Here is a 25600-nt window from a genome sequence, read left to right on the forward strand (position 1 = left end):
GGGGACCCTGTGGGAGAGTAGGACGCCGCCGAACTTTTTTTGAGGGGAGCCTCGTTCTCCGAGTTTTACTCGGGGAGCGGGGCTTCTTTGCGTTGGTAGTTTTAGGCAGCGACATGGAGTCCGAGATGTGTCCCAGCAGTTGTGGCCACCGGGGCCGACTGTTGGTTCGGTGAGGGCTTACCCCTGGCGGTGGTGGTCGCGCAGCCGGTCCTGTGCCTTTTCGGGGTCGACGATGAGCAGATCGGTGCTGAGCAGCTCGACGAAGTCGCGCCGCGGGCTTCGGCTTGCATCTCCCAGGCCCTGCACAGCATTTCGGGGTCGCGGCGCAGTAATTGCGGTTGGCCAGCTAGGGCCTGGGCGGCGACGAGGAGTCCCTTGCGGAGTTTCCCGAGGGCGCTTCGCCCGATGTCGGAGTGACCTGGTAGATGAGGCCGTCGAGCAGGGCATCCAACCGTCGGGTGAACCGGGAACTCGGGGCGAACGTCGCCAGCTCGCTTCTGAGTTCAGCACTGTGCTTCACCAGCGTCTCGACCTGGCGTGCCGTCATCTGGGAGCTGCCGAGTTCCACTTTTCGCCCTGTGTACCCCGTCCTCTTGCCTCTCCTGCTGCCATCGGGGCCGCAGCTCTGTGCGTCTTGCCCAATCCGGCCGTCGGAGGCGCGGTTGCGGGCGAGGGCGAGTTGGACAGTCGTGCCGAACGTGGTGAGCAGCGTGGTGGCTAGTTGCTGGCGTTCAAGTGCGGAAGCCACGATCCTTCGGGATGTTCACGAGTTTGGCAGAGCAGGGCGGGGCGGGCTGGGCGACTGAAAGAACGGGGTACTGGTCGGCCGTATAGGGCAGATGCTCAAGGCGCCCTTGACCCCGGCTAGTTGTCTGCTGGTGATCTGGGACGCGACCTCGGCAAAGTGTGCCAGGGCTTCGACGGCAAGGCGCAGGAGTCACTCGATGGGGGCGAGGAGAGCCTCGTCATCCAGGCAACACCGCCTCGGAGACGGGGTCGGCCTGGGGGTTCCCGAGCAGCTGGTCCGCTACACCCGTATCACCATGGGGCGGCGAAGACGGCGGCTGCCAAGTGGGGTTGCCAGGCCGCCTTGGGCGGGACGGTGACCCACGTGCCGACGCCTGAGCCTGCAGCAAGTCACTCCCTGCCTGTGAGGCGAAGGGGGGCCTGCGGCGGGCCTGGCCCGGAGACCTCACGGTTCGTGAGACGGGGACCTCTCCCTAGGCGTCTGCCGAAGGTTGCTTCGTTGTGGGCGATAAGGGCGGCTGTACTGACGACGGCCAACTGCCCGGCCCCACAGGGCGGCACTGTTCACCAACGAGGCGGTCGATGACGTCGGTCGGCTCCCCGAGACAGCCGCGGGGCGCGATCGGTCGTGCCCAAAGATGGTGAGGTAGCAGTCGCTGCACAACGGGAGTTGGCGGCGGGCAAGGCTCAAGCCATTGTTGCTGGTTGGCGCTCTGCTGTGGTGGTTCGGCCCGTTTGTGTGGTGTGACGTGTGGCGGAGGTTGAATTTCCTTCTCTGTAGGGTGAGTTGTGGGCGCCTCGACGCCTCCTTGCTTTCCTCGACCCTGTGGGGAAGGGAATCAGGTCCGGCGCAATGAGGTTGTGTTGGAAGGGATTTGAGGGGGGATTCGGCGTTTCCTCGCCGTTGCCGGGGGTGTTTCCACAGGCGGCGAGTTCAGGCGTTCTGATGAGTTCGGCCAGATGGGGCAGATCGATGTATCTGGCTGCTGGAGGCAGAGGGAGCGGCACCGCGAGCCGTTTCATGCGGCGGCGCGGGAGTGGCGGATCTGGGGGCGGTGGATTGGCTAATCGGTTTCGATTCTGTGCGGCAGGTCGGCAGGGGCGTCGGGTTCGTTTGAGCGGTGGTGGTGGTCGGTCCGGAGCTTTGGGCCGGTGGTGACGGCCTGGACGGCCTGCTCAGGTGGCGCCGTGGGGTCGTAGGCCGGCATCTGCCGCCCGGGCCCCAGGGGGGTGCGGTTTCCGGGCTGGGGCGTGCGCTGAGGGGCGTAGCGCTGGCTGCGTGCGGTGGTGGTGGGGTCGGGCCGGATGTGCCGGGGAGGGGTGGCGGGATGGAGCGGAAAGGGGGATCGGCCGGCCGAGCGGCAGGTGGGTTCCCGACATCAGGAAGGCAACTGCGGCTATGCCACTTGGGATCGAGCAAAGAGGATTCTGGGCTTCCTCAATTTGGTCGAGTGGAGTGGTGACTCGGCAGTGGTTTGTTGGTGGCTCGGCGCCAGCTCCCGTTTATTTGGGCTGGTAAATGCAACCTCATGAACAGCTCTGCTTGGAGAGGTGTTCTTTATCAAGAGGCTGCCGGTAGCCGTTCGTAGGGGATCGAACTCGGCACGGGGCGCTGCCGGCAGAGTTGCTGGCGCGTAGCTCGATATCGCGAGCGTAGGGGGAGTCGGTGAGGACACCGAGGCGGCTGCCGGAGCGGGGCAGCCAGGTCGTAGTCCTCGGTCTAAGCCGGCTGCCTTGAAGGGCAGTTGCCAGATCTCAAACGTCGGGCGGAGGTCAAGGGGCCCTCCCCGAGGTGTGCGATTGGCTGAGGGTGTTGGGCGCCTCGACGCGTATTCGACACAGTCACCCGTCGAAGGCCGGAGGCGGCCGGGCAGCGTCGGTGGTTGCCCGGAGTGTCAGGGGAGCGTCCGGCGCCTTTCCTTCTTGGTGGTCACATGCCTGCTGACCAGGAAAAAGGCCCTCCCAATGGGAGGGCCTTGCCTGGCGCCCCCGGCAGGACTCGAACCTGCGGCCAAGTGCTTAGAAGGGACGCGAACGGTTCGACGCGCTGCCGTACCTGACCTGGGCGTTTCTGACCAGGGAGAGCACTGCGGCAGCAGCGTCACCGCGCATTCACCGGAACACAGGATTCCGAGCATGCGTGGCGAGCGATCTCTTGCGCTCGGAAGCAGCCGTGCTTGCCGCACCTGGACGCGCGCGCCGACGTACTCAACCTGCACAGGAGGCCACGACTCCAATGGCAATGCTGAGCCGTGCGACCCTTGTCCGGTACGGCACAAGTAGTGGGCCAAGAGGAGGTCGGATGCCCGGAGCTAGCCCGAGAGGCACCTACCTGGCGATCGCGGACAAGTTGCGCCGAATGATCAAAGAACGGCGTATCACCGAAAGGCTGCCGTCCGAGGCCCAACTCATGCGTGATCACGGGGTCTCTCGGACGACGATCCGGCGCGCTCTCACAGCTCTCCAGGGAGAGGGCCTGATCTACTCCGAACCGGGCGCGGGCTGGGGTGTCGCCGGCACCGGTGACCGGCGACCGCTCGCAGACCGGCTGATCGGGATCATCACGGAAACCCCCTTGGCCGCGGGGGACCCCTTTCCCTCCGAGGCGAAGCTCTGCGAGCAGTTCGGGGTGTCCAGGACCGCACTCCGGTCGGCGCTTGCGCAGTTGGAAGGGCAAGGACTGCTGGAGACTGCGCACGGGAAGGGACGCACCGTCCGCGCTGCCCCGACATCCACGACGACTTAGGTTGGCTATGGGATTGACCGAGCGTGCCTACGCGCTCTCCGAAACGCTTCTCGCCGAACCGCTCCCGCGCAGGTGGGCCCACTCTCAAGGAGTTGCCCAGTGCGCTGCGACGCTCCACTCCATCCTCGGTCCGGACGTGAAGCTCATGGAGGCAGCGGCGATTCTGCATGACATCGGCTACTCGCCGACGATCGCCTCCACAGGCTTTCATCCACTGGATGGAGCGCGGTTCCTTCGGGACCAGGAGGGGATGGACGACCGCGTCGTCCGGCTAGTCGCTCACCACTCCTGCGCCTTGCTGGAGGCGGAAGAGAGGGGACTTCGCGCTGAGCTGGAAGCAGAGTTCGAACTGGAGCGTCCGGAGCTGGTGGACGCGCTGATCTTCTGCGACATGACGACCACACCGGATGGGCACCCGACCACGCCCCCCGAACGGCTTGACGAGATCGTGCGCCGGTATGGGCCCGACACAATCGTCGGCCGCTTCATCCAGCGGGCTGCGCCGGAAATCTACGCCGCCGCGGCCCGAGTGGAGGCCCGGATGGAGGCCAGCGCTCGTCAGCCGATGTAAGGCGCGGTCCGCGTCTCGTCCAGACCATGCGTGATGCGCAGGCGCATCGACGGATGAATATCGAGGTCAACGAGGTCCGTTGGGGAAACCCAGCGGACCTCTTTTGACTCGCTGCTGGTGCGCAAGGAGCCTCCGATGAGCCGGGCGCGGAAGCAGATCGAGAACTGTTGCCGGACCTCTCCGTCGTCGTACGCCATGACGTGCTGCGGGTCCGTGTAGAGGCCGACGACCTCCTCCACGTCGACGGCGATACCCGTCTCCTCCTTCACTTCGCGCACCACCGTGTCTCTGATGGCCTCTCCGATGTCGTGGCCGCCCCCCGGGAGAGCCCACAGGTCGTTGTCGGTCTTGTGGATGAGCAGCAGGTGGCCGTCCTCGTTCAGGACCACTGCGGTGACAGAAGGCACGACTGAGTTGGCACGAGGGGCGTGGGGGTCGCGGTAGTAGTCGGTGCGGCTCATGCGTTGGTACCTGCGCAATCGGTTGGTGATGAGATCGGGCGGGCGCTCTGCCACACGCGCTCGATGCTCTCGATGTATGTCTCGACCAACTCGCCGCCAGGTACGCGCTGAAGCTGCATGACGGGTGCCAAGTAGGCGCCGACACCGTAGACATGCCCGTTGACGAGAAGGTCGTTGTCCGCTCGGTAGAGCGAGTTGTAGAGGGTGGTGTCGTGAAGACGGAACTCGACGTTGGGTAAGGCGAAGAAGCCAGCCCGGTCGTAGTTGGACAGCGCATTGCGAATCTTCGCGGCCATCGCCGAACCGATGCCTTCGTCTTCGCCCCGGACAGCTACGGCAGGACTGTCCGGAGAACCGAGCATGAACCGCACGGGGACGCCGTTACGCGCCTTCTCCTTGACGACACGTAGGAACGCTGGGTCTTCGGAGAGCCAGAACCCCGAGTAGACCAGGACGTCGAAGTGCTGGCTGGCCTTCGAGTAGAGGGCAGGCCAAAGGTCGTTCGGCACCACGTTCCGGTGCGGGTAGAGCCTCACCAACTCGGCGCCGCCTGCGGCAGCGACCTCCGAGGTCGTGCGCTCGTCGGCCCACAAGAACGAGACCTCGCACCTGAGCAGTGAGGCGAGCGCGTACTGAAACCTGCGGTAGGGCTTCCGGCCTGGAGTGATCCAGCGCTCCACCGTTTTGGGCGCCACCCCCAGTCGCTCTGCGACCTCTTCCACTGTGAACCCCCGCTCGGCAAGAGCCGCGCGGAGACGTTCGTTTGCCATGCGCCCACCCCCAGGGACGTCTTGGGACGTCTTCGACCCTAGCGAGACGGCCCTGAGCCGTCCATGGGAGCGGTGGGGCGTCTGCCGTTCTGGCGCCAATCTGTAGGCACACCAAGGGGAAAGCGGGACCGACCAGGAACGCTTGACACCCCGAGCGATACAGGTATTACATGTATCGAAGCCGCCCGGAGGTGCTGCGAAAGCGGCATCGAAGGAAGCGGTCGTTGTTTGAGAACTCCACAGCGTGATCCACCACAGCGACACCGGCCGTGACGACACCGGCCGGAGGTGAGTGGAGACCCGTCGTGCGGCGCCATCACCCCTGGTGGTGGCAGTCGGCACGTGCCATGACCCGTCAGACGCCCAGCAGTTAGGGGCGGCCTGGTGCAGTACCAACCAGGCGCTCATTGCTGATGGCAAGCACGGAGGGCCGACAACCCCACGACGTAAAAGAACGACGCGGCACCACATTGCGTGCGATGACGTCCGGGAGGGGACTCCCCGGACCGAGCTCGGCCCGCGTCCATATGAGGCCCACGGCCCTTCACCAGGCCACCGCGCGGCCCAGCCGCGCCCAACATCTCCTGAGCACCAGTGCTCACAGTCCTCGGCACCTCCGCCCAGGGGTGGATGGTGCCGGGGGCTGTGGTCGCTCGTGACGAGAGACCACAAACAGGTGCGGGCCCCGGGGGCGCAATCCCCGAGACCCGCCACAGGCACACCTAGCTGGAGGTACCCCTGTGTTGAGGCTCATCTTCGCACCCCCGCCCGGCACTTCGCAGAACGATCGCGAATACCCGAGCCAGCCGGACGAGGCCCTGCGCCGCGCCCGGCAGGACAACGCGACACGGTCCGGGGGTGGTTCGCGGTGAATGAGACCTTCGAGAAGGAGGCTGCTGCTGCTCTCGATGCGCTGAGCGAGCAGCACATGGAGGAGGCCCGGCAGGCCGCTGCGGCGGCCGAGGAGGCCGAGCGGCAGGCGGCGGCGCTGCGGGGTGCGGGCCGGTGAGTGAGCCCGAGCCGCAGCACGACCGTGCGCCCGAGTCCACCGATCAACTGCCGCCGCTGCCGCAGAGGGAGCCCGGCGGCTCCCTCTGACTGCGCCCACTGGAAGGGACCCCGCTCGTGCACTTGATGCCGGCCAAGGAGCCGACCTTCGCGGCTCTTATCGACGCCTACGGCCCCGCTCTCGCGGGGCTTTGGGAGAGCGAGGAGCACTCCCCGGTCACCGCTTGGGAGTTGACCACGGCCGTGCTCGCCGCCCGCGACTACGTCCTCCTGTGCTCGGCGCTGGAGTCCTGCGATCAGGCGCGGTGGACGGCCGCCGACAACGCCTTCGCCGCCGCTCACCGCGACCTGGACGACGCCCTCTACCCCGACGACCGCCAGGACGAGCAGGTCCTGCTACGGCGAGCCGAGCAGCACCTGCGTATCGGACTCGCGCTCGCCGCGGCTGACATCTGACCAGTCCAACAGCCCCGATGGTCGCAGGCCGGGTTCGACTCCCAGCCGGGGCACCCAGCCACCTTCCCTCCACACCGCGGCGCTCATCACTGCCGCCGGCGCGACACGGCGGACCACTGGGTCCGCGACCTCCACTCACATCTGCTGAAGGGAACGCCGCTCATGAAGTCGCGCAAGGGCTACAAGATCACCGACGCCGACGGGTTCGGCTGGCTGGGCGACTGCGCCCGGGGCCTGGCCGAAGCCCGCGCCGCCGGGCTGACCGTGCAGCCGATCCGCATCTACGGGACCGGCCGCTGGCCGTGCTCGTCGTGCCAGCACGGCCTCCCCCACTGACCAACCGACCTGATCGCCACCGTCTGACCTCTCAACTCACCAGGAGAGACCCGAACATGACTGAGCGCACCTTCACCTCGCAGACCGCCGGCCCCGTCGTCCTCGGTGTGGACGTGCCGATGGGCAGCATCTACGTCCAGGTCGATAACGCCGCCAAGTACGCCACCGTGGCTCTGCGGACCGACGATTCCTCCGGTAAGGCCGTCGACGCCATCAAGGGGGCCCACTTCGGGCAGGTCGGCCAGGCCCTGACCGTGCAGGTCCCGGAGCTGCCCGGCAACGCGATGACCCATACCGTCCGCGATGGCCAGGTCTTCCAGAGTGTGGGCACCGTCTACGGCAACGTCACGGGCGTGACCATCGTCAACGGCCAGGTCATCACCGGCGGTACGACCACGATGGAGAAGGTCAGCTCGATCCGCGCCGAGGTGACGCTGCCGCCCGGCTCGTCCCTCGCGATCGTCTCCACCTCCACCGACGCCCTCATCTGCGGCTACGTCGAGGAGGTGGAGTTCCGGTCCGTCTCCGGGGTCCTGGACGCCGACGGCATTCGTCGCCTGAAGGCTGACACCACCTCCGGCTACATCGCCGCCGGCCGCGTCACCGAGAAGGCCAACGTCCGCTCCGTCTCCGGCCACGTCGACCTTGGCCTCTACGACGGCCACGACGCCCGTCTGGAGACCACCTCCGGCGCCATCACGCTGCACGCCACCAAGAACGCCTCCGGCACCCTCACCGCCCGCAGCGTCTCCGGCTCGATCGGGATCACCGGCGGCCCCAACGTCCACAAGGACACCCACACCGTCACCGGCGGCCACCGGGTCTCCCGCTGACCATCCAGAACCCGCCGTGAGGCGCTACTCGCCCCACGGCCACCACCTTCCTCCAACGGCGCGCGGCCCCGGTGCTCCAACACCGGGACCGCTGTAGGGCCGTTCCACCCGTCCAAGGAGCAAACGACCCATGAAGATTCTCTCGCTACGCGTCCTGGCCGCAATCGCCCAGGCGGAGCAGGACCGAGAGCCGACCCCCGCCGAACTGGCCGCGATCGAGGCCGAGATGCCTCTCATCCAGGCCGAAGTCGCGTTGCTGGACGCCCAGATCGCCCTGTTGGACCGCACCCCGTCCGAGCTGGACGAGCGCCAGTTGCGCCGTGCGCGGCGCCGGGTGCTCGCCGCCCGCCGCGACCTGGCCAACAAGGGCGCCAACGAGGCCCCTGGGGTGGCGGCGTGAGCGCCACGATCGCGGCCCTGTCCGCCACCCCCGTCGCCTTAGGCTGGGCCGTCCACAACGTCGTGTGGCGGCGCCGGATCGAGGCGGCCCGCCGAGACCCGCTGACTCTCCTGCCGACCCGCGCCCTCTTCGAGATTCAAGCGCCGCGGCTGCTGGCGCCGGGCACGGCGGTGCTGGTCATCGACCTGGACGGCTTCAAGGCCCTCAACGACCGCCACGGCCACGCCGCCGGCGACGCGGCGCTGACCGCTGTGGCCCGCTCGCTGGGCACCGCCGCGACCGTCCTGGACGGCTGCGCGGCCCGGCTCGGTGGGGATGAGTTCGCTCTGGCTCTGCCGATGCAGCACCCCACCGACCTGCCCTACGAACTGGCGAACCTGCACGAGGCGTTGTGCGCGCCGTTCGACTTCAACGGCCAGCGTGTGTCGGTCGGTGCGTCGATCGGCGCCGCGCTGGTCGAGAACGAGCTCGTGCCGCCGCTGGAGCGGCTGATGCGTGGGGCTGATGAGGCCATGTACGCGGCCAAGCAGGCCGGAGGCGGCTTCGTCATCGCCGGTAGCGAACCGGCTCTGCCCACCGTCAACGGTCGTCGCGCAGGCCGACGGGGCGCGGAGGTGGCCCGGTGACGGACCTTTTCACCGCCCAGATGTCGCCCGCGGACGACGGCTGGCACGTGTACGTGGTGCAGCTCGACGTGGCCACCTGGCCCGAGCATAAGTGGGGCCGCACCGAGCCGATTCCCACGCCGGTCGAACGCGCCGAGGCGCTCGCCGAACTCGGCTACGAGGTGGCGGCCGACGCCGAGTGGGAGTGGATCGAGTACAGCGAACTGGCCGACGACCCGTCCAGCCCCGTGTGCCTGCTCGCCACCATCCCGGTCCGCCTGAAGGAGGCACCGTGATTCGCATCGTGACCCAAGCTCACCTGGCCGGCCTTGAGCAGGCGATCGAGGCTGCCCGCATGCGCGCCCGGCAGGCCGAGGAAGCCGCGGACCAGGGAGCAGCCTGCTACGTGCGGTCGCTGTGTGCCCTGACCGCCAGGACGGTGTCGGCGGAAGACGCTGCCGAGGCGGCCCGCACTGAGGCCGTGGACCTGCACGTGGCGCTGGAGTCCGCGCGGGCAGAGCTGAAGGCCGCACACGAGATGGCGGCCGAGCAGGCGCAGCAGATGAAGATGCTGGAGGCGGAGCTCGACACCATCTGCGGGGCCGTCGTCCTGCTGCACTATGGCCGCCTGGTGAGCGTCCACCCGACCCCGGAGGCTGCCCGGCGGCATGCCCATTCCCTCGGTGCCCCCGACAGTGGTTGGAGGCTCGCGAGCAGCAAGCCGGCGTCCGAGGTCGAGTGGCGCACAGCCCCGCTGGCCGACTTCGCTGTCGAGGACGGCGGTGGTGCCGGATGATTCCCCAACTGACAGCCCTGCTCCCGGGTGCCCCGGGGTGGGTGTCCTGGGCCGCCCCGCTGCTGGGTGCGTTGCTCGCGGCGGCGGGGGCGATGTGGGGCGTTGGGCGGCTGCGGCGCTCGGCGTGGCTGTCCGGGATCGGCCCCCAGGCCGTGGTGGCGCTCGGCGGTGTCGCCGTCTCCGTCTTCGGCCTGTGGGGTTTCGCGACCGAGACAGCGCACCTGCCGAAATTGCTGGCGGTGGCGTTCATCGGGGTGTTCGACGCGGCCGAGATGGTGCTGCTGGTGATGCTCTACCGCACTGCCGACCCCGAGGTCGGCTGGACGCGCGAGCTGCGCTTGATGCACCGCACCGCCTGGACGTTGGTGGCCTTCTCCGGAGCCATGAACGCCGTCCACGCCCCGAACTGGTGGGTTCGGCCGGTCCTGGCTGCCATCCCGGCGCTGGCCGCGTGGCTGGTCGAACTCCAGCTACGAAGCAAGCTGCACACTCCCGACCCGGACGACACCGACGTCCGGCCGGGTCCGGCGCGGCTGGTGATGCTGCTGTGGCAGCACACCTGGTCGGCGATCTTCGCCCTGCTGGGCCTGGACGCGCGCTCGTCGTCCTCGGCCATCGCCCGCGCCGCTCTCGCGCAGCGCGCGGCGCTGCGGCTGTACCGGTTCCGTCTCGCCTTGGCCGCCCCGGCTCCGGCCGGGCGGTGGGCCAGGTGGCGGGCCGGGCGCCGGCGGGAGCGACTGCGCAGCCGGGCACAACGGTGCCTGGACCGGGCCGACGTTGCCACCGACCGAGCCCAGGTGCTGGCGATGGCACGGCGGATGGCCACCCTGACCGGCGCGGAGGATCTGGCGAACCTCAACTACTCCGACCCGCAAGCGGTGTTGACCAAGATCGAGGACATGTCCATCACGGCTGCCGCGGATCGGATAGAAGCCTCCGCGCTCGCCGAGGAGGCCGAGGCTGCGCGGCGGCGCGCGGAGAGCGCGCGGCGCGACGCCGAGGACGCGCGGCAGCGCGCGGAAGACGCGCGGCACCACGCAACAGAGCAACTGGAGTCCGCGCGGCGGGAGCTGGAGGAGGTCGAGGCCGCGCGCGACGCGATCCTCAAGGATCAAGATGGTGTGGCCGAAGCGGTGGAGGCTGCGCGGCAGCGCGCGGCGGACGCGCGGCAGGCCGAACAGGACGCGCGGCAGCGCGCGGAAGCCATCGTCACCGCCGCCACTGCCGAGGCCGACCGCCTGAAGTCCGAGGCTGAGAACGCCCAGAAGCAGGCTCAGGACGCCCTCGCCGAGCACCAGCGGCACTTGGATCAACTGGCCGCGCACTGCCGTGAAGCCGAAGACCTCGCCCAGGGGCGCCAGCGGGCGTTGGAGGAGGTCAACCGGCACATCCAGGAGGCCACCGCCCTCCACGACCGGCTGCGCGGCGATCTGGCCGCCTACGGCGCCCAAGCCCCCGAAGCCGCTCTCACGGGTGAGGGGACGGTGTTCCGGTCGGAGGCCAAGCAGCAGGGCTGGGAGCACTACCTGCACACCCTGACCACCAGCAACGGCCAAGTCGAGCCGACCGCCGCGGAACTGGCCGCCCGCTTCGGCGTCGACGGCGGCAACGCCCGCAACTGGCTGCGGGACTTCCGTGCCGCGCGCGCCGCGCAGATCGCCGCGCACCAACCGCGCGCCGCCACGCACCACGCCGTCAACGGCCACCCCGCCACCGTCTAGGAGACGCACATGACCATCACCGCCAGCACGCAGACCGTCTGGCTCGAGGGCGTTCTCGCCCGCTACCTCACCGTCGCCGGCGCCACCATCGATCTCCGCTACGCCAACGGCCGCCTCACGGCCATGTGCGGCGGCGAGCGGTGCCCGTGGCAGGACCGCATGAGCCCCGAGGTGTTCTACACCGACAGCCCCGAGGAGGTGGAGCGGAAGGTCACCGAAGTCCTGCCCATCCTCCAGCGAGCCGCCCAAGCCCACGCCGAGCGGTGCCGCGCCATGGCGCGCCCCGGCCGCCCCTGATGTCGCATCCGAGGTTCTGGGACCTGGACGGGACCCGCTATGGCATCCCTACCTACCCCTACCACCTCGCCCCCGACGGGCTGGCCACCCGCCGACAGCTCCGCGCTCGCGGACTGCGGCCTGGCGGCCAGCCCGTCGCCGCTCAAATCCTGTGGCGCTCCCGCCGCACTCGCGGTGTGCGGGCCGCCTACCTCTACTGCATCTCCCTCGCCCTCCCCGTCCGGCCGATGACACCGGCCAAGTGGGCCGCGTTGGAGCGGGCGTTGGCCGCCCGCCGCCGGTGCCCCTGCTGCCGACGCGATGCCGGATACACCGTTCCCACGTCTCTGGGCACCTGCCTGACCTGCGCCAAGTCACCTGTACTCGCCGCCTGATCGGAGACTGTCATGGATCGCAAGACCGCCAAACGCCTTGTGCAGAGCCTCAGCGTGGTGCTGGGGATGATCAACGCCATCGTCCTCGGCTCCCAACTGGCCGCCTACCACGTGCCGCTGTCGCTGCTCGTCTCGTGTGCGCTGGCCTGGCTCGCTTCGACCGTGTGGTTCGTCGAGGCCCTGATCAAGGCGTTCGACACGACCACCTACCGCTGCCCGGAGCCGGACTGCGCCTTCACCGTGCGCGTCCGACACAGCGACGCCGCGGAGAGCCGTCGCTGGCAGGAGACCGCCGCCGAGCACCCCACCCACCTCTACCGCGCCTGAAAGCTGAAGGAGCCAAAGCCATGAGCACGTCCCGCGTTCGCATCAACCTCACCGGCAAGGCCCCGAAGCCGGAGGCCGAGCCCGTCAAGGGCCAGCCGCAGTCCCGCGTCCGTATCAACCTCACCGGCAAGCACGGCAAGAAGTCCTAGCAGCCGCCTCGATCTCGTCTGGTCCAACTCATCTGTTCCACAAGGAGTTTCCGCATGTCGTTCTTCTCGCGCGCCCGCCTGAACGAGGAAGCCGACGGCTTCGAGGGGGAGGCTAAGCGCGCTGACGCCGCCGCCCTCGACGGTGAACGTGCTGCCAAGGACCCCAACCTCGACGCCTACACCCAGGGCGTTGCCTCCCGAGCCGCCGCCATCGCCCGCAGCAACGCCCGCGAGTACCGCCACATCGCCGGCGAACTGCGCGCCGGCGAGATCCCCGACTGCCTCGACCTGAGCTGAGGAGCCGCCATGACCCACGAGGACACCCCGGCCACGGGCCGGGGCACCAGGCCGGTGTCCTTCCGCTACGCCATGTCCGGCACCACCCGTGACGGTGCGTTCGGGCTGGTCTCCGGCGTCGTCGACCTCGACCTGAACTACCCGAGGTCCACGCGGGAGAGCGCCTTCCAGTACGTCCTTGGGCTGCTGGCCGAGCACATGGGCACCTGGGCGCTTTCGATCTCGCACTTCTCCTTCGAGCGCAACGCGCTCTAGCCGTTCGCTGATGGCGCCCCCGGCCCGCTTTCTCAGGGCCTGGCCGGGGGCGCCTTCGCACTCCGTGAGAGGAGTACCTCCAGCATGGCGCACGCCAACACGACCACAGCGAAAACCGACGAGATCACACCCCCACCAGCGACAAACCCGCCGCAGGTTCTCCCGCAGCAGGAGCCGGCCGGGGGAGTTGCGGACCTGCCGGCTCCGGGGCCGGAGGAGGACTACGACCTGAGCGGGCCGGAGCAGCCCGAGGACGACGAAGACGAGGAGGAGCAAGACCCGCCGGAGTCCGGCGGGTTGGCGGCGGTGCCGTTGTTGGCCAATGCCGTGAACCTCTCCACGGTCGGGGTGTGCGGTGCGCTCAGTGCCGCGGGCCCCGTGGCCGGGGTGGTGGCTGGTGGGGTGGCTGCGGCCGGTGTGGGCGCGTTGGGGCTGGCCGCGGCGCGGTCGTCCCGCACCACTGCCCAGCGCCGTGCGGCGGCTGCGACCACGATGGGCGCTGGCCGTGGCCGAGGACGTGCCGTTACTCGCCGCGGCGCGGCTGCCGCCGGGGCGGCCGGCGCGGGCCAAGGAGGGTTCGGGTTCCGCCGGGGCCGGTATGGCACAAGTCCTGCTGGGCGCCACGGTGTTGGCGCCGGGCCGGCGGGCCGCTCCGGAGGGCTGTTTGGTCGCGGTCCGGCCGCACGCCGCGGTATGGGCGGCGGCCCGGGTGCCGGAGCTGGGCGTCCCGGTGCTGCCTCGACCCGGCTGGGCCCGCAGCGGTCCGGTGGCCTTGGCTCCGCTGGGCGGTCGCCGGTGAACCTGACCAAGGGCCCTGGCAGCAGGTCCGCCCTGGCAGCGGCATCGCCGGCACGCAACCGGTCGACGGGACTCGGCGCGCCCCGCCGCTCCACCCACGCTCCCCGCGGCGGCGGCCCGTTGGGGCTGGGGCGCGGTGGGCGTTCGGGTGCTGGTTCGCCCGGTGTCGGTCGAGCCGGTGGTGCGTCCGTTGGGTCGTTGCGTGGCCGCGGTCCGGGGCGGTCGACGGTGGAGGCAGCGCGGGGCCGCCTGGCGCGGGCCCGGCACGCGGTCGGTGACCGGGTGCGTGGCTGGTGGGGCCGGGCGGTTGAGTGGCTGCGCGGCTGGGGAGCGAAGGCCACGGGGTGGTTGAAGTCGAAGCTCTCGGGGGTCTGGCACTCGACCAAGACACTGCGGCGCCGCGGCTACGCGCACCTGCGGCACCTGTTGCGGCTGGCGGCTGCGGTGTTCTTCGCGACCATCGCGGCGCTGGCGGTGATGCCCCTCTCGCTGCTCGTCGGCGCCGCCGCCAACGTCCCCGCCGCCCTCAGCAAGCGCTTCCGCTTCACCAACACCGGGATGTCGTGGCCGGGCCGGGTCTGGCGCAAGGTCTACGGCAAGGTCGCCAACGCCTCCCGACGCCGCCTGAACTCCCAACTGACCGACATGGCAGAGCCGATCACCGCCGATGCGCGCGAGCACGTCGGCCACGTCTGCGACGACCCCGGCACCGACGCCGGGCCGCTGACCGAGGAATCCACGATGAAGGGAGCACACGTGAGCGTCTTCGCCACCTCCGCGCAGGAGGTTGCCAACGCCTACGCGGCCTATGAGGCGCCGTCCATGGCCGCGGTCGCCGCCGAGTACAAGGGCCTGCCGGATGCCATCCGGCACGTCAACGACGCGGTGATGGCGCTGGCGGAGAACTCCGCGACCATCTACCCGATGGATCCGGCGATGACCGAGGGCGTCGCCCAGGTCTCCCAGGTCCTTGAAGCCACCGCCGCCTACGCCGACGAGATCGAACCGACCTTCCGCACCGTCCACGACCACGACCTGATGCGGCTGGAGAACCCGCGGGTCAACGAGCACTGGTGGAACGTCGGCAGCATCGACGGCGACGGCGCCCTGTGGGCCACCGCCTCCGTCCTCGCCACCGCCGCGGAGGAGGTCCGCGGCGTCTACCAAATCTGGTCCCCCGAGGGCACCGGCGACAGCCCCGCCATGGCCATCGGCGCCGAATACGAGGGCGTCCCCATCGGGTTGGAGCACCTGGCCCAGGCGGTGACGTCGCTAGCGACGCGGTCGGCGGACACCTACCCGGTCGATCCCTGCATCGCCGAGATGGTCGCCGACGTCGTCCACGGCCTGCGCAAGGCCGTCTCCGCCGCCATGGAGCTGCAACCGGCCTTCCGCCGCCTGCACGCCGAAGACATCGACCACAACGAAAACCCCCGCCCCAACGAGCAGATGTGGGCCGTCCCCAGGAACGGAGCAGCGCGTGCCTGACCTCGACTGGCAGGGCCGCCACACCCTCAACACCGCCACCGCCACCGCCGTCACCTCGACGCTGGCGGCCTCCTCCCTGACCTACGTCTCGGGGATCCACCCGATGTGGGACATGGCCATCGCCGCCGGCGGCGCGCTCGGCACCGCCCTGGACGGCGCCCGCCGCGGCCGGCTCGGCGGCACCCTCACCTATCGAGCCGGGCTGTGGCTGGCGGCCGGCGGCTGGTCCTCCTGGGCCGCCGCCGGCGGCCCGCCCTGGTCCCTTCCCACCCTGGCCACCCTCGCCGGCGGCGCCCTGATCGGCCGCCTGTCCTGGAGCGCCGTCGGCCGCTACGAGAGCGCGGAGAAGCTCCGCCGCACCGCCGCCGCCCGCGCAGCCGAAGAAGCTGAGCGGCAGGAACAGCACGATGCGTGGGGCGCGCAGTGGAAGGACCGGCTGGCCCGCATCGCCAAGCTCGACGGCTGCAAGATCGTCGCAATCCAGCTCTGGCAGATGAACACCGGCTACACCGTCGAGGCCGACCTGCCCGGCGGCGCCACCTGGGGCCAACTCAAGCGGTTCGAGGACGCCCTTGGCTCCGACCTGCGCCTGAACGAGGGCTGCGGCGTCGAGGTCGCCGGCGGACGACGCAAGGGCACCGCCATCATCCGCGTGTCCACCACCAACGTCATGCAGCAGAAGATCGAATTCCCGCTGGATCTGTCGCCGACCAGCATCGACGACGAGTTCGCCATCGGCCTCCACCGCGACGGCACCCCCGCCCTGGGCTCTTTGGCGTTCCAGTGCGGGCTGGGCATCGGCGACACCGGCTCGGGCAAGACCACCACCCTCAACACCATCAACGCCCAACTCATCCGCACCATCGACGCTCTGGTGTGGCACATCGACACCACCGGAGCCGGCCTGTCCCTGCCGTGGCTGACCTCCTGGGCCATCGAGGGCACCCACAAGCGCCCCGTCATCGACTGGACCGCCCACACCCTGGACGAAACCCGGGCCATGCTCACCATGGCCCTGCAGATCATCGAAGTCCGCAAGCGCCGCTACCAAAAGCTCATGCGCCAGGCCAACGACACCAAGCTCCCCGCCCGCGCCGACGTCCCCGCCATCATCATCGTGGTCGACGAGACCGCCGACCAGCCGCGCGACATCAAGCAGCAGATCGAAACCATCATGAACACCGGCCGCGCCGTCCGCGTCCGCGTCAAGGTCTCCTCACTGCGGGCCACCAGCGACTCCATCCCCGTCCCGGTCAAGAAGCGCGCCAAGTGGCGCTGGGGCATGTACGTCACCGACCCCGAGGAACTGAGCTACCTCTTCTCCGGATTCCAGCAGGTCGACCCCGCCGACGCCCCCTGGCCCGGCTGCGGCTTCAACGCCTACAACTCCACCAAACCCCGCCCCTTCAAAGCCTTCAACCTCACCCCCGACCGCATCGACCAGATCGCCGCCGCCTGCTCCGCCCGCCGCCCCGAACTCGACGAGATCTCCCGCAGCGTCCCCCACGGCCGCTACTACCCCTCCCGCTGGGCCCGCGTCCTCCCCCACCTCTACGAAGGCGAGACCCTCCACGACGTCACCCGCCCCTACACCGACATCCCCGTCATCGCCGTCCCCACCACCAACACCCCGAACCTGACGAAGAATCCGACCACCGGAGCCACCCCCGGCGGACCCGGCACCGGCATCACCCCCGGCAGCGCCGAGTGGACCCGCCTCTTCCCCCACCGCAGCAACACCGTACCCAAGCCCGAGGACACACCGACGCCCCCAGAACCGACTTCTCCCCCGGATCCGGAGCCTGAGCCGGGGAAGAAGCTACGGCTCGTCGTCGACAACACCGACGACACCCCCACCACTCCGCCGAAGGAGCCCCCGGGCCCGGCGAGCGCCGAACAGTCGGGCGGTGCCGAGGAACCACCTGCCGGCGCCCAACAGCCCGCGGCGCCGATGCCGTCAGCGCAGGACGCGGCGATGCGCCTACTGCTGGACGCAGGGCCCGAGGGCACCGGCCCCTCCCGCATGGAAGCCGACCTCAAAGCCCTCGGCTACGGCACCCACCGCACCACCATCTCCGGCTGGCTCCGCCGCTGGGTCGCCTCCGCCGAGGTCCGCCAGATGGGCACCGGAACCCAGGCGTACTACGTCCACCGCAGCAACGCCCACGACAACTAAGAGTCACCAAAACTGCTTGTTGTCGCTTGTAGCGACAACAAGCACACCCCCCTCCAACCCACCACGCCCCCCGCCCAACCACCCCTTTTCCTTGTTGTCGCTTGTAGCGACAACAAGCGCACTACAAGCACACAACGTAACCACCAGTGAGCCCCGGACCACCCTACGGTCCGGGGCTCACTGCACGAAACGGAGGCACCGTTCATGGCCGTCACGATCTCCGCCGCAGTCCTCTTCGGACTCATCAGCCTCGTCCTCATACGCGTCCGCTACGTCCAACTCGGCTCCGCGACCGCGCTGTTCCTCTTCGGCTTCTTCATCGCCAGCACCGGCGCCAGCAAGCCCATCAACACCGCCTGCCACGCCATCGTCCAGGCCCTCACCCACCTCACCACCTAACACCCGGCCGCCGGGCTGGAGGAGACACCGTGCACCCCCAACACCCCACCCTGCCGCCCCACGAGATCCCACCCGGCGTCCAGGAGGTCATCCTCCCGACCGGCGAAAGAGCCCTGGCCTACAGCACCAGCCCCACTCCACCACCCCCGCCCACAGCACTCGTGGCCCCGGCCGCTCAGCCGATCCCGGCCTGGGCCAAAGCAACTGCACTGCTGGCACCGACGGTCGGCGGCGGCATCGCCATCACCGCGGTAGGGCTTTCCGCCGCGGCCCCCGGACTCCTCGCCGTCAGCCACGTCCTGTGGTCCACCGTCGCCGCCATCGCCGCCGGCGGAGCAGTCGCCGCGGCTGCCATCGGCCGTATCCGGGCCCGCATCACCGCCGCACAGCGAGAGATGCAGCGCCCGCACGTCACCCAACACATCACCGCCACCGGCCTGTTCGGCCGGGCCAACGGCACCATCAACCACCGCTAGGAACCCCGCATGAGTGAGACCTTCGAGACCATCCGGTACACCGCCGACGTGGTGGCCATCAACACAGGCCGCGTCCTGCTGATCGAGCGAGGCTGGCCGCCGCACGAGGGCGCATGGGCCCTTCCCGGTGGCCACGTCGATGCTGGGGAAACCAGCCGCGCAGCCGCCGCCCGCGAGCTGGCGGAAGAGACCGGCGTACAGGTGGCCGCCGGCGACCTTCGCCAGATCGGCGTCTTCGACCGCCCCGACCGCGACCCGCGCGGCAGGTACATCACCGTCGCGTACCTCGCCGCCGTCCCCGCTGACACTCCCATCGTCGCCGGCGACGACGCCCGATCCGCCCGCTGGTGGCCCCTTTCTGCCCTGCCGCCGCTGGCGTTCGACCACGCCGACATCCTCCACGCCGTCACCGCGCAGAGCGGCCTGCTCAACGACTGACCACCGCTAAGGAGCAACCCATGTACGAGGACGACGACTTCATCGACTGCGAGCTGTGCGCGCCGAGCGACGACAGCGAGCCCTACCCCTACGCGCACTGCTGCGGCTGCGGAGCCGACGGCTCCAGCCAACGCCCCGACTGCACCTGCGACTGACACCCAGGAGATCTCTCATGGCCATGGGCGAAACCCCGATCACCATCATCGGCAACCTCACCGCCGACCCCGAGCTGAAGTTCACCAACTCCGGTGCCGCGCTGGTGAAGTTCACCGTCGCCTCCACCCCGCGCACCTACGACAAGGAGTCCGCGCAGTGGAAGGACGGCACCGCCGCGTTCTTCCGCTGCGCGGCCTGGCGGCAGCTGGCCGAGCACGTCGCCGACAGCCTCGCCAAGGGCTCCCGCGTCGTTCTCTCCGGCCGTATCCGCCAGCACAACTGGAAGACCGACCAGGGCGAGAACCGCTCGATGCTCGCCGTCGAAGTCGACGACATCGGCCCCAGCCTGCAGTTCGCCACCGCCACCGTCCAGCGTGCCCAGCGCAGCAACCCGACTCCGGCCGACAACGGGCCGTGGTCCACGAGCGGCACGGCCCCCGTGGGACCAGCCCCCGACGATAAGCCGCCGTTCTAATCAGCCCATCCACCTCACGCCATACCCGAGCCCGGCTGCCCTGGCCGGGCTCTTTTCATCCCTTCAGCGAGGTGACTCGTGAGCTCACGCAACACCAAACGCCCGGCCCGAGACGGGCAGGACATGTTCCCCGGTATGCCCGATCAACTCGCCAAACGCCCCCCGAAAGCCGGCCAAGAAGAGCACGTTCCGCGGACGCTGGACGAGGCCATCGTCCGCAGCCATCAAATCCTCAACCAGGCCCTGGCCTTGTATCCGATCGTGGGCACGTACTGGCTCTCCTCCGGCGGCAACGACTCCGCCATCGTCGGCCACCTCCTACGCGGCCGGTACAACGCCGTCCTCCACGTCAACACCGGCACCGGCATCCCCGGCACCACGCAGTACGTCCGCGACGTCGCCACCGCCTGGGGCGACACTCTCCACGAACTCCGTCCCAAGAACCGCTACGAAGACCTCGTCCGCGGACGCGTCATCGCCACAGTCGGCCCCAACAAGGGCATCCGCCCCGTATGGAAGGGCTTCCCCGGCCCAGCCGGGCACAAGGTGATGTACCGGCACCTCAAAGACGAACCACTCATGCGCTTTCGCCGCTCCATCGTCGGCACCGAAGGCCGCACCAAGAAGGTCATCTACCTCGGCGGCATGCGCTGGGCCGAGACCGAACGCCGATTCCGCAACGCTGAGGCCATCGACGCAGACGGCGCGATCATCTGGGTCTCTCCCCTGGTCCACTGGACCGATGCGCACATGCGCGAATACCGCGCCCGCCACCGCTGCCAACAAGACCACGAGCACGCTCAGCACCGCCTGTGCACCCCGAACGCGCTGCCGTTGAACGAGGTCACCGAGCACCTGCACATGTCCGGCGAATGCCTTTGCGGCAGCTTTGCCAAGCCGGGTGAACTCGACGAGATCGCCTTCTTCTACCCCGAGGTCGCCGAGCGGCTGCGGGCGCTGGAGGGAGAGGTTGAGGCGGCAGGGATCCCGGCGTGCAAGTGGGGACGCAAACCCCCCAAAGCCCAGGGCGCGGGCTCGGTGCCGGCCGGGCGACTGTGCTCCTCCTGCGCCGCCCACGAAGGCCCTGACCTGCTGGACGCATGGCGCGACGCAGGGCTCATCACCCCAGGCCAGCACTCCACCTTCACCCGCCGCGGCGACGTCGACACCGCCGCCTAGCTACGCCCAGGGCGGCCCGCGCATCTCGCCAAAGAACCGGGCCGCCCTGGCTTCCAGCACCATTCATCAGAACTGGAGACCTCCAGCATGACCCAACCCCCCGACATTCGACACACCGCCTTGGCTCTGGCCGCCGCCGGCGTACCGGTTCTCCCCCTGAGCCGAGGCAAACGCCCCTTCGGCAACTGCCCGGCCTGCGAGAAGAGCGCCTGCGGGGACCGGCCCCACATGAAGGCCGCTGGCCCCTGCCACTGCCCGCTCCCGTGCCACGCCTGGGCCGCCGCCACCACCGACCCGGCCGTCCTCACCTCCGCAGCGTGGGCCCCGGCATGGCAGCAAGCAGCCGCGGTTGCCTACCATCCGGCCGGCGCCGGCTTGACCGTAGTCGACCTCGACGACCTCGACGCCGTCATCTGGGCCCACGAGCACCTGCCCGCCACCAGGACCGTGCTCACCGGGCGCGGCCAGCACTGGATCTACCGCGGCACCATGCCCTCCGCCAACAAGGTGCGGCCCGGCGTCGACATCAAGTCCGCCATGGTCTACGCCCGTTGGCTCGGCCCCGGCACCGGAACCATGACCGACCTGCCTCCGGCCGTCCGCGCCCTGGTCGTGAAGGAAGAGACCACCCCCACCCCCGACCGCCGCGGGGCGGGGGTGGTCTCTTCCACCCCTGAGCGCGCCACCTGGGACCGCACCGTCGCCACCGGCTGCCGCCACACCGCGCGCTACGTCCTCACCGGCCTCGAACGCGGACTCGCTATGGTCCTCAGCTGCACCGAGTCCGGCGCCGGATCAAAGGCGTACGCGGTGGCGTCGTTCCTGGCCGCCCAGCACACCGACTGCCCCGGCCCCTGCGACCTGGAAGCCCTCAGCAAGAAGGTCGTAGACGCGGCCGTCTCCGTCGGCGTCCCCGAGCCCTACGCCCAACGCGCCGTCACCCGCGGCCTGGCCAGCACCATGCGGAGGGCCGCGTGACCACCAACGCACCAAACCCCGCCGCCACAGACCAACCGCCGTCTGGCGTGAGCGGCCAGAAGGGCGCCGCCCGAAGGGCGTCCCTTAAAAGTCCTGACCCGCACCCGACCACCCACCGTCCCCCGGAGCAGGCCCTGTTCGGGCTGCACATCATCGCCCCACCGCAGCGGAACGCCCTTACCCGCGCCACCGCCATCTGCCGCTGCGGCACCTACGACCGAGAAGTCCGAGGCCGAGCCGCCGTCCAACGGCTCGTCGCGGACTGGGAGCACCACCGCGCCAAGACCTGCCCACTGCGCACTGAGAGGAGGAATGCGGCATGACCACCCAGCCTTTGGACGGCACGGACATGTGGGCCAGACTGTCTCAGCTCGACCTCCGGGCCGCTCCCATGCCCGCCGTGTGGGACGACCCCATTCCCCTCAAGGGGCAACGGGCGTTGGCGGATTTCCCCGTTCATGCTCTGCCCGGATGGCTGCGTGACTTCGTCGCGGCCGTCGCCGAGGAGACGCAGACCCCGGCCGACCTGGCGGGCAGCCTGGCGCTGTCGGTCCTGGCGACCGCGGCCGGTGGCCGCAGTGAAGTCCATGTTCGCGGGGCGTGGAAAGAGCCGACGAACCTGTATGTGGCGGTGGCGCTACCCCCGGCGAACCGGAAGTCCGCAGTGTTCTCGTTGCTCACCGATCCGCTCTACGACGCGGAGAAGCATCTGGTGGAGGCCGCCACGCCGGCCATCGTGGAAGCACAGGTAACTGCCCAAATGGCCAAGGAGGCAGCCGAGCACGCAGCCTCCAAGGCCGCCAAAGCCAGCCCCGACGAACAGGACGCCCTGGTGGAATCGGCGCAGGCTCTGGCGCAGAAGGCGAAGACGCTGAAGGTTCCGGCCGAGCCGCAACTGCTCGCCGACGATGCCACCGCTGAGACGGTCGCCTCCACGCTGGCTGAGCAGGGCGACCGCATCGCGGTGATGTCGGCGGAAGGCGAGATCTTCGACATCATGGCCGGCCGTTACTCCAGCGGAACCCCGAACCTGGGCGTCTTCCTCAAAGGCCACGCCGGGGACCGACACAAGGTCAACCGGCAGACCCGCAAGGAATACATCGAAGACCCCGCCGTGACTATCGGCATCTGCGTCCAGCCTCAGGTCCTGGAGGCCATCGGCCGCAACGAAGCCGCCCGCCGCCGCGGCCTGCTGGGACGGTTCCTGTACTCCCTGCCAGAATCGCTGGTCGGCTACCGCAAGTCCGAGCCCGACCCCATCCCCGATGACGTCAAGGTCACCTACAACCGCAACGTCATCGACCTAACCCTGGCCCTTGCCGACCGGACCGAACCCGCCCCCCTCCAGCTCAGCCCCGAGGCATACGTAGCCCACCGCGACTACAAGGACCGCGTGGAGCCCAGACTCCGCAAGCGGGAAGGGGTGTTGGGGCACATCGACGACTGGGCGGGCAAGCTTGTGGGCGCCGTCGCCCGCATCGCCGGCCTGCTGCACCTGGCCGAGCACCTCGAAAACGGCCCCACCCTCTCCATCTCGGAGGAGACGATGCGCGGCGCCATCGAGCTGGGGGAGTACTTCACCAGCCACGGCCTGGCCGCGTTCGACGTCATGGGCGGCGACCCCACCACCGACCGCGCCACAAGCCTGCTGGAAACTCTCCGGGCCCAGGGCTGGCCGGAGTTCAGCAAACGACAACTGATGCTCAAGGTCTCCCGCTCCGAGTTCCCCACCGCCGACGCCCTCGACCCCGCCCTCGGCCTCCTAGAAGACCATGGCTACCTCCGCGCCCTGCCCGCCCAACGCACCGGCGGACGCGGCCGACCACCCTCCCCGCGCTACCTCGCCCACCCCCGACTCCACACCCCGCAGCCCTGACCATCGCCACAGAAACCACAGAAACACAGAAATAAGCCCGGGCCGCCCCTGACCTGCAGTAATGCTGAACGGAACGGTTGCCGGCCACCTCTCGCAGAAATTCAGCGAAAGTCCCACAGAAATACCTGGCCCCTCCGCGCCACCCCGCCGTACGACACCGGGGTAGGCGGGCGCGAGCGGGCCGGCCCTATTTCTGTGGGACTTTCCGCGAATTCTGTGGAAGACGCTCCAGCGCTGTCCAACCGCACGTTTCGGCAGGTCAGCGCGCTGGTCTCGGGTTTCTGTGTATTTCGTGGTTTCTGTGGCGGGGATACCAGCCTTGAAGGAGACACCACTGTGTCCAGCCCCAAGATGCTCACCGTCCCCGAGCTGTGCGACGAGCTCGGCATCACCCGCTCCACCTTCTACGACTGGCGCCAGAAGCAGCGAGCCCCCCGCTGCATCAAGCTTCCGAACGGCGGCATACGCGTGCGCCGAGTCGACCTTGAGATCTGGCTGAACGAGCGCGAGGACGCCGCTTGATGGACACGACGTACGACGTGAAGTTCTGGAAGACCTCCGTGTACGTGGGGAAGAGGAAGACCACGTACACGGTCCGCTGGGAGCTGGAGGGCAAGGAGTGGCGGAAGCCGTTCGGCACCGTCGCTCTTGCGGACTCCTTTCGGGCGGGGCTGGTGTCCGCTGCCAAGAAGGGGGAGGCGTTCAGTCTTTCTACCGGCCTGCCGGTCTCACACATGTCCCGCGCAGCCGGCGTGTCCTGGTACGACTTCGCGATCCAGTTCGTTGACCAGCTCTGGGAGCGGACGTCCGGGAACAACCGGAAGAACGTGGCGAAGGCGCTCACGCCCGTCACCATCGCTCTGCTTCGGTCTCAGCCGACGGCATTCAAGGGCGTCGATGTACGTCGGGCCCTCCGGGAGTACGCCTTCAACACCCTCCGGCGGGACCAGGCCCCGTCGGAGGTCGCCGTGATCCTGCGCTGGGTGCAGCGGAACTCGCTTGCCATGGCCGCGTGGGAGGACGAGGACACGGTGGAGATGGCGCTTCGCGCGGCCGGGGTGAAGCTGGACGGCACACCCGTGGCCGCTAGCTCGATCCGACGGACTAGGCGGGTCTTGAACGTCCTCTTCGAGTACGCCGTCAAGAAGAAGGTGCTCAAGGAGAACCCGCTGCCGAAGGGGAAGGGCACTACCGCGGTCAAGACCTCCTCCGCCGTCGACAAACGGTCGTTGCTTAACAAAGAGCAGGCCGCCAAGCTGCTCGGCTGGGTCTATGCGCGGCCGAGAGGCGGTCGGCGGCTGCACGCCTTCTTCGCCACGATGTACTACGCCGGTGCCCGGCCCGAGGAGGTCGTGGCGATCGATGTCGGGGACGTACGTCTGCCCGATGCAGACGCTGACGACCAGTGGGGCGAGTTGCTGCTCCACACCGCCCACCCCGAGGTTGGCAAGCAGTGGACGAACACAGGGGAAGTGCGCGAGGAGCGCGGGCTCAAGGGGCGGGCCGCCGACGACACCCGTACCGTGCCCTGCCGTCCTGGCCTCACGCGGATCCTCCGTGTCCACATCGAGGAGGAAGGACTGAAGCCCGGCGATCTGCTGGTGCAGGGAGAGAAAGGGGGGTACCTGGCCGGGTCCGTGATCAGACGAGCGTGGCGGCGCGCGCGGAAGGAAGTGCTCACTTCCTACGAATTCGGATCGCCTCTCGGCCGCCGTGTGTACGACCTTCGGCACACCTGCTTGACCAACTGGCTCAATGCGGGCGTTCCGCCCGCGACCGTGGCCGAGTGGGCAGGCAACAGCGTCCCTGTGCTGCTGGACACGTACGCCCGCTGCATCGATGGGCAGCTCGACGACCTGAAGCACAGGATTGAACAGGCAGGTGAGCTGCCGGACCCGGCCGTGGAGGGGGCGTGAAAACTTCTCCGCGTATTCTCCGCCGCCACCCGCAGAAACTCGGTTTCAGCCGGACACGGTCGGACGTGCTCCGCCCTTTTCGAGGAGGGCATCTGA

Annotated in this window: 34 protein-coding genes; 31 read left to right on the plus strand and 3 right to left on the minus strand. The window is 69.2% G+C overall.

Going from position 1 to position 25600, the window contains the following annotated elements; genetic code table 11:
• Window positions 1-177 precede the first annotated feature (177 nt).
• A complete protein-coding gene (locus ACFVFQ_RS31755) occupies window positions 178-306 on the minus strand; it encodes a hypothetical protein (protein WP_383422683.1) in 129 nt (42 codons plus the stop codon).
• Between the two features lie 2743 nt (window positions 307-3049).
• Here ACFVFQ_RS31755 and ACFVFQ_RS31760 point away from each other — a divergent pair.
• Window positions 3050-3493, plus strand: a complete 444-nt coding sequence (locus ACFVFQ_RS31760; RefSeq protein ID WP_383422685.1) for a GntR family transcriptional regulator — start codon at window positions 3050-3052, stop codon at window positions 3491-3493.
• 7 nt (window positions 3494-3500) lie between these two features.
• A complete protein-coding gene (locus ACFVFQ_RS31765) occupies window positions 3501-4064 on the plus strand; it encodes an HD domain-containing protein (RefSeq protein WP_383422687.1) in 564 nt (187 codons plus the stop codon).
• Here the strand turns inward: ACFVFQ_RS31765 and ACFVFQ_RS31770 are convergent.
• Together ACFVFQ_RS31770 and ACFVFQ_RS31775 are read right to left on the minus strand one after the other, a co-directional pair.
• Window positions 4052-4525, minus strand: coding sequence for an NUDIX hydrolase (locus ACFVFQ_RS31770; RefSeq protein ID WP_383422689.1), 474 nt, complete (start codon window positions 4523-4525; stop codon window positions 4052-4054). The two genes, ACFVFQ_RS31765 and ACFVFQ_RS31770, sit on opposite strands and share 13 nt — an antisense overlap.
• Window positions 4522-5295 (minus strand): helix-turn-helix domain-containing protein, encoded by a 774-nt coding sequence (locus tag ACFVFQ_RS31775; RefSeq protein WP_383422691.1) that lies wholly within the window; start codon window positions 5293-5295, stop codon window positions 4522-4524. Before ACFVFQ_RS31775 ends, ACFVFQ_RS31770 begins: the two co-directional genes overlap by 4 nt.
• A gap of 868 nt (window positions 5296-6163) precedes the next feature.
• On the opposite strand from ACFVFQ_RS31775, the gene ACFVFQ_RS31780 reads away from it, so the two are divergent.
• The 29 genes from ACFVFQ_RS31780 (at window position 6164) to ACFVFQ_RS31920 (ending at window position 25504) form a co-directional block, all read left to right on the plus strand.
• A complete protein-coding gene (locus ACFVFQ_RS31780) occupies window positions 6164-6304 on the plus strand; it encodes a hypothetical protein (protein ID WP_383422693.1) in 141 nt (46 codons plus the stop codon).
• Window positions 6305-6420: 116 nt separating this feature from the next.
• A complete protein-coding gene (locus tag ACFVFQ_RS31785; RefSeq protein ID WP_383422695.1) occupies window positions 6421-6759 on the plus strand; it encodes a hypothetical protein in 339 nt (112 codons plus the stop codon).
• A 162-nt stretch (window positions 6760-6921) separates the two neighbouring features.
• Window positions 6922-7095, plus strand: a complete 174-nt coding sequence (locus ACFVFQ_RS31790; protein ID WP_383422697.1) for a hypothetical protein — start codon at window positions 6922-6924, stop codon at window positions 7093-7095.
• A 56-nt stretch (window positions 7096-7151) separates the two neighbouring features.
• Window positions 7152-7928 carry a DUF4097 family beta strand repeat-containing protein gene (locus ACFVFQ_RS31795; RefSeq protein WP_383422699.1) on the plus strand — a complete coding sequence of 259 codons (777 nt, stop codon included), beginning with the start codon at window positions 7152-7154 and terminating at the stop codon, window positions 7926-7928.
• A gap of 130 nt (window positions 7929-8058) precedes the next feature.
• Window positions 8059-8328: a DUF6284 family protein gene (locus tag ACFVFQ_RS31800; protein WP_383422701.1), complete on the plus strand. Its 270-nt coding sequence runs from the start codon at window positions 8059-8061 to the stop codon at window positions 8326-8328.
• Window positions 8325-8954, plus strand: coding sequence for a GGDEF domain-containing protein (locus ACFVFQ_RS31805; RefSeq protein WP_383422703.1), 630 nt, complete (start codon window positions 8325-8327; stop codon window positions 8952-8954). Before ACFVFQ_RS31800 ends, ACFVFQ_RS31805 begins: the two co-directional genes overlap by 4 nt.
• Window positions 8951-9229 carry a DUF6303 family protein gene (locus tag ACFVFQ_RS31810; protein ID WP_383422705.1) on the plus strand — a complete coding sequence of 93 codons (279 nt, stop codon included), beginning with the start codon at window positions 8951-8953 and terminating at the stop codon, window positions 9227-9229. Before ACFVFQ_RS31805 ends, ACFVFQ_RS31810 begins: the two co-directional genes overlap by 4 nt.
• Window positions 9226-9729 carry a hypothetical protein gene (locus ACFVFQ_RS31815; RefSeq protein WP_383422707.1) on the plus strand — a complete coding sequence of 168 codons (504 nt, stop codon included), beginning with the start codon at window positions 9226-9228 and terminating at the stop codon, window positions 9727-9729. The genes ACFVFQ_RS31810 and ACFVFQ_RS31815 overlap by 4 nt, the downstream gene beginning before the upstream one ends.
• A complete protein-coding gene (locus ACFVFQ_RS31820; protein ID WP_383422709.1) occupies window positions 9726-11450 on the plus strand; it encodes a hypothetical protein in 1725 nt (574 codons plus the stop codon). The genes ACFVFQ_RS31815 and ACFVFQ_RS31820 overlap by 4 nt, the downstream gene beginning before the upstream one ends.
• 9 nt (window positions 11451-11459) lie before the next feature.
• Window positions 11460-11747: a hypothetical protein gene (locus ACFVFQ_RS31825; protein ID WP_383422711.1), complete on the plus strand. Its 288-nt coding sequence runs from the start codon at window positions 11460-11462 to the stop codon at window positions 11745-11747.
• Window positions 11747-12121 (plus strand): RRQRL motif-containing zinc-binding protein, encoded by a 375-nt coding sequence (locus ACFVFQ_RS31830; protein ID WP_383422713.1) that lies wholly within the window; start codon window positions 11747-11749, stop codon window positions 12119-12121. Before ACFVFQ_RS31825 ends, ACFVFQ_RS31830 begins: the two co-directional genes overlap by 1 nt.
• A gap of 12 nt (window positions 12122-12133) precedes the next feature.
• Window positions 12134-12448: a hypothetical protein gene (locus ACFVFQ_RS31835; RefSeq protein WP_383422714.1), complete on the plus strand. Its 315-nt coding sequence runs from the start codon at window positions 12134-12136 to the stop codon at window positions 12446-12448.
• 20 nt (window positions 12449-12468) lie between these two features.
• Entirely contained in the window at window positions 12469-12597 is a 129-nt protein-coding gene (locus tag ACFVFQ_RS31840; RefSeq protein ID WP_383422716.1) for a hypothetical protein, read from the plus strand.
• 54 nt (window positions 12598-12651) lie between these two features.
• On the plus strand, window positions 12652-12894 hold the full coding sequence (locus ACFVFQ_RS31845) for a hypothetical protein (RefSeq protein WP_383422717.1): 243 nt from the start codon (window positions 12652-12654) through the stop codon (window positions 12892-12894).
• Between the two features lie 9 nt (window positions 12895-12903).
• Window positions 12904-13149: a hypothetical protein gene (locus ACFVFQ_RS31850; protein WP_383422719.1), complete on the plus strand. Its 246-nt coding sequence runs from the start codon at window positions 12904-12906 to the stop codon at window positions 13147-13149.
• Window positions 13150-13513: 364 nt separating this feature from the next.
• Window positions 13514-13948, plus strand: coding sequence for a hypothetical protein (locus ACFVFQ_RS31855; RefSeq protein ID WP_383422721.1), 435 nt, complete (start codon window positions 13514-13516; stop codon window positions 13946-13948).
• A 227-nt stretch (window positions 13949-14175) separates the two neighbouring features.
• Complete coding sequence (locus ACFVFQ_RS31860; RefSeq protein ID WP_383422723.1) at window positions 14176-15435, plus strand: hypothetical protein; 1260 nt, start codon at window positions 14176-14178, stop codon at window positions 15433-15435.
• Window positions 15428-17611, plus strand: a complete 2184-nt coding sequence (locus ACFVFQ_RS31865; RefSeq protein ID WP_383422726.1) for a hypothetical protein — start codon at window positions 15428-15430, stop codon at window positions 17609-17611. Before ACFVFQ_RS31860 ends, ACFVFQ_RS31865 begins: the two co-directional genes overlap by 8 nt.
• Window positions 17612-17815: 204 nt before the next feature.
• Window positions 17816-18010, plus strand: coding sequence for a hypothetical protein (locus tag ACFVFQ_RS31870; RefSeq protein ID WP_383422729.1), 195 nt, complete (start codon window positions 17816-17818; stop codon window positions 18008-18010).
• A 29-nt stretch (window positions 18011-18039) separates the two neighbouring features.
• Complete coding sequence (locus tag ACFVFQ_RS31875; RefSeq protein ID WP_383422731.1) at window positions 18040-18486, plus strand: hypothetical protein; 447 nt, start codon at window positions 18040-18042, stop codon at window positions 18484-18486.
• Between the two features lie 9 nt (window positions 18487-18495).
• The gene (locus ACFVFQ_RS31880; protein WP_383422733.1) at window positions 18496-18924 is read left to right on the plus strand and encodes an NUDIX domain-containing protein; all 429 of its coding nucleotides are present in this window, start codon (window positions 18496-18498) and stop codon (window positions 18922-18924) included.
• Window positions 18925-18944: 20 nt separating this feature from the next.
• On the plus strand, window positions 18945-19079 hold the full coding sequence (locus tag ACFVFQ_RS31885; RefSeq protein ID WP_383422735.1) for a hypothetical protein: 135 nt from the start codon (window positions 18945-18947) through the stop codon (window positions 19077-19079).
• Window positions 19080-19096: 17 nt separating this feature from the next.
• Window positions 19097-19555 carry a single-stranded DNA-binding protein gene (gene ssb, locus ACFVFQ_RS31890; RefSeq protein WP_383422737.1) on the plus strand — a complete coding sequence of 153 codons (459 nt, stop codon included), beginning with the start codon at window positions 19097-19099 and terminating at the stop codon, window positions 19553-19555.
• A gap of 78 nt (window positions 19556-19633) precedes the next feature.
• A complete protein-coding gene (locus tag ACFVFQ_RS31895; RefSeq protein ID WP_383422739.1) occupies window positions 19634-20734 on the plus strand; it encodes a hypothetical protein in 1101 nt (366 codons plus the stop codon).
• An 87-nt stretch (window positions 20735-20821) separates the two neighbouring features.
• Window positions 20822-21712 (plus strand): bifunctional DNA primase/polymerase, encoded by an 891-nt coding sequence (locus ACFVFQ_RS31900; RefSeq protein WP_383422741.1) that lies wholly within the window; start codon window positions 20822-20824, stop codon window positions 21710-21712.
• A gap of 47 nt (window positions 21713-21759) precedes the next feature.
• Window positions 21760-22035 carry a hypothetical protein gene (locus ACFVFQ_RS31905; protein WP_383422743.1) on the plus strand — a complete coding sequence of 92 codons (276 nt, stop codon included), beginning with the start codon at window positions 21760-21762 and terminating at the stop codon, window positions 22033-22035.
• Complete coding sequence (locus tag ACFVFQ_RS31910; protein WP_383422745.1) at window positions 22032-23588, plus strand: YfjI family protein; 1557 nt, start codon at window positions 22032-22034, stop codon at window positions 23586-23588. Before ACFVFQ_RS31905 ends, ACFVFQ_RS31910 begins: the two co-directional genes overlap by 4 nt.
• A 351-nt stretch (window positions 23589-23939) precedes the next feature.
• The gene (locus tag ACFVFQ_RS31915) at window positions 23940-24110 is read left to right on the plus strand and encodes a helix-turn-helix transcriptional regulator (RefSeq protein ID WP_383422801.1); all 171 of its coding nucleotides are present in this window, start codon (window positions 23940-23942) and stop codon (window positions 24108-24110) included.
• The gene (locus tag ACFVFQ_RS31920) at window positions 24110-25504 is read left to right on the plus strand and encodes a tyrosine-type recombinase/integrase (protein ID WP_383422747.1); all 1395 of its coding nucleotides are present in this window, start codon (window positions 24110-24112) and stop codon (window positions 25502-25504) included. The genes ACFVFQ_RS31915 and ACFVFQ_RS31920 overlap by 1 nt, the downstream gene beginning before the upstream one ends.
• Window positions 25505-25600: the final 96 nt, after the last annotated feature.

Origin of the sequence: Streptomyces sp. NPDC057743, from assembly GCF_042798755.1 — a bacterium.
In the GTDB taxonomy this organism is placed as follows: Bacteria; Actinomycetota; Actinomycetes; order Streptomycetales; family Streptomycetaceae; genus Streptomyces.

What these genes read in the sequence shown, in the direction of transcription:
- ACFVFQ_RS31760 (WP_383422685.1), top strand. Translation starts at nt 3,050, where the DNA reads ATGCCCGGAGCTAGCCCGAGAGGCACCTACCTGGCGATCGCGGACAAG.
- ACFVFQ_RS31765 (WP_383422687.1), top strand. Translation starts at nt 3,501, where the DNA reads ATGGGATTGACCGAGCGTGCCTACGCGCTCTCCGAAACGCTTCTCGCC.
- ACFVFQ_RS31770 (WP_383422689.1), bottom strand. Translation starts at nt 4,525, where the DNA reads ATGAGCCGCACCGACTACTACCGCGACCCCCACGCCCCTCGTGCCAAC.
- ACFVFQ_RS31775 (WP_383422691.1), bottom strand. Translation starts at nt 5,295, where the DNA reads ATGGCAAACGAACGTCTCCGCGCGGCTCTTGCCGAGCGGGGGTTCACA.
- ACFVFQ_RS31790 (WP_383422697.1), top strand. Translation starts at nt 6,922, where the DNA reads ATGAAGTCGCGCAAGGGCTACAAGATCACCGACGCCGACGGGTTCGGC.
- ACFVFQ_RS31795 (WP_383422699.1), top strand. Translation starts at nt 7,152, where the DNA reads ATGACTGAGCGCACCTTCACCTCGCAGACCGCCGGCCCCGTCGTCCTC.
- ACFVFQ_RS31800 (WP_383422701.1), top strand. Translation starts at nt 8,059, where the DNA reads ATGAAGATTCTCTCGCTACGCGTCCTGGCCGCAATCGCCCAGGCGGAG.
- ACFVFQ_RS31820 (WP_383422709.1), top strand. Translation starts at nt 9,726, where the DNA reads ATGATTCCCCAACTGACAGCCCTGCTCCCGGGTGCCCCGGGGTGGGTG.
- ACFVFQ_RS31825 (WP_383422711.1), top strand. Translation starts at nt 11,460, where the DNA reads ATGACCATCACCGCCAGCACGCAGACCGTCTGGCTCGAGGGCGTTCTC.
- ACFVFQ_RS31830 (WP_383422713.1), top strand. Translation starts at nt 11,747, where the DNA reads ATGTCGCATCCGAGGTTCTGGGACCTGGACGGGACCCGCTATGGCATC.
- ACFVFQ_RS31835 (WP_383422714.1), top strand. Translation starts at nt 12,134, where the DNA reads ATGGATCGCAAGACCGCCAAACGCCTTGTGCAGAGCCTCAGCGTGGTG.
- ACFVFQ_RS31840 (WP_383422716.1), top strand. Translation starts at nt 12,469, where the DNA reads ATGAGCACGTCCCGCGTTCGCATCAACCTCACCGGCAAGGCCCCGAAG.
- ACFVFQ_RS31845 (WP_383422717.1), top strand. Translation starts at nt 12,652, where the DNA reads ATGTCGTTCTTCTCGCGCGCCCGCCTGAACGAGGAAGCCGACGGCTTC.
- ACFVFQ_RS31850 (WP_383422719.1), top strand. Translation starts at nt 12,904, where the DNA reads ATGACCCACGAGGACACCCCGGCCACGGGCCGGGGCACCAGGCCGGTG.
- ACFVFQ_RS31870 (WP_383422729.1), top strand. Translation starts at nt 17,816, where the DNA reads ATGGCCGTCACGATCTCCGCCGCAGTCCTCTTCGGACTCATCAGCCTC.
- ACFVFQ_RS31880 (WP_383422733.1), top strand. Translation starts at nt 18,496, where the DNA reads ATGAGTGAGACCTTCGAGACCATCCGGTACACCGCCGACGTGGTGGCC.
- ACFVFQ_RS31885 (WP_383422735.1), top strand. Translation starts at nt 18,945, where the DNA reads ATGTACGAGGACGACGACTTCATCGACTGCGAGCTGTGCGCGCCGAGC.
- ssb (WP_383422737.1), top strand. Translation starts at nt 19,097, where the DNA reads ATGGCCATGGGCGAAACCCCGATCACCATCATCGGCAACCTCACCGCC.
- ACFVFQ_RS31900 (WP_383422741.1), top strand. Translation starts at nt 20,822, where the DNA reads ATGACCCAACCCCCCGACATTCGACACACCGCCTTGGCTCTGGCCGCC.
- ACFVFQ_RS31910 (WP_383422745.1), top strand. Translation starts at nt 22,032, where the DNA reads ATGACCACCCAGCCTTTGGACGGCACGGACATGTGGGCCAGACTGTCT.
- ACFVFQ_RS31915 (WP_383422801.1), top strand. Translation starts at nt 23,940, where the DNA reads ATGCTCACCGTCCCCGAGCTGTGCGACGAGCTCGGCATCACCCGCTCC.
- ACFVFQ_RS31920 (WP_383422747.1), top strand. Translation starts at nt 24,110, where the DNA reads ATGGACACGACGTACGACGTGAAGTTCTGGAAGACCTCCGTGTACGTG.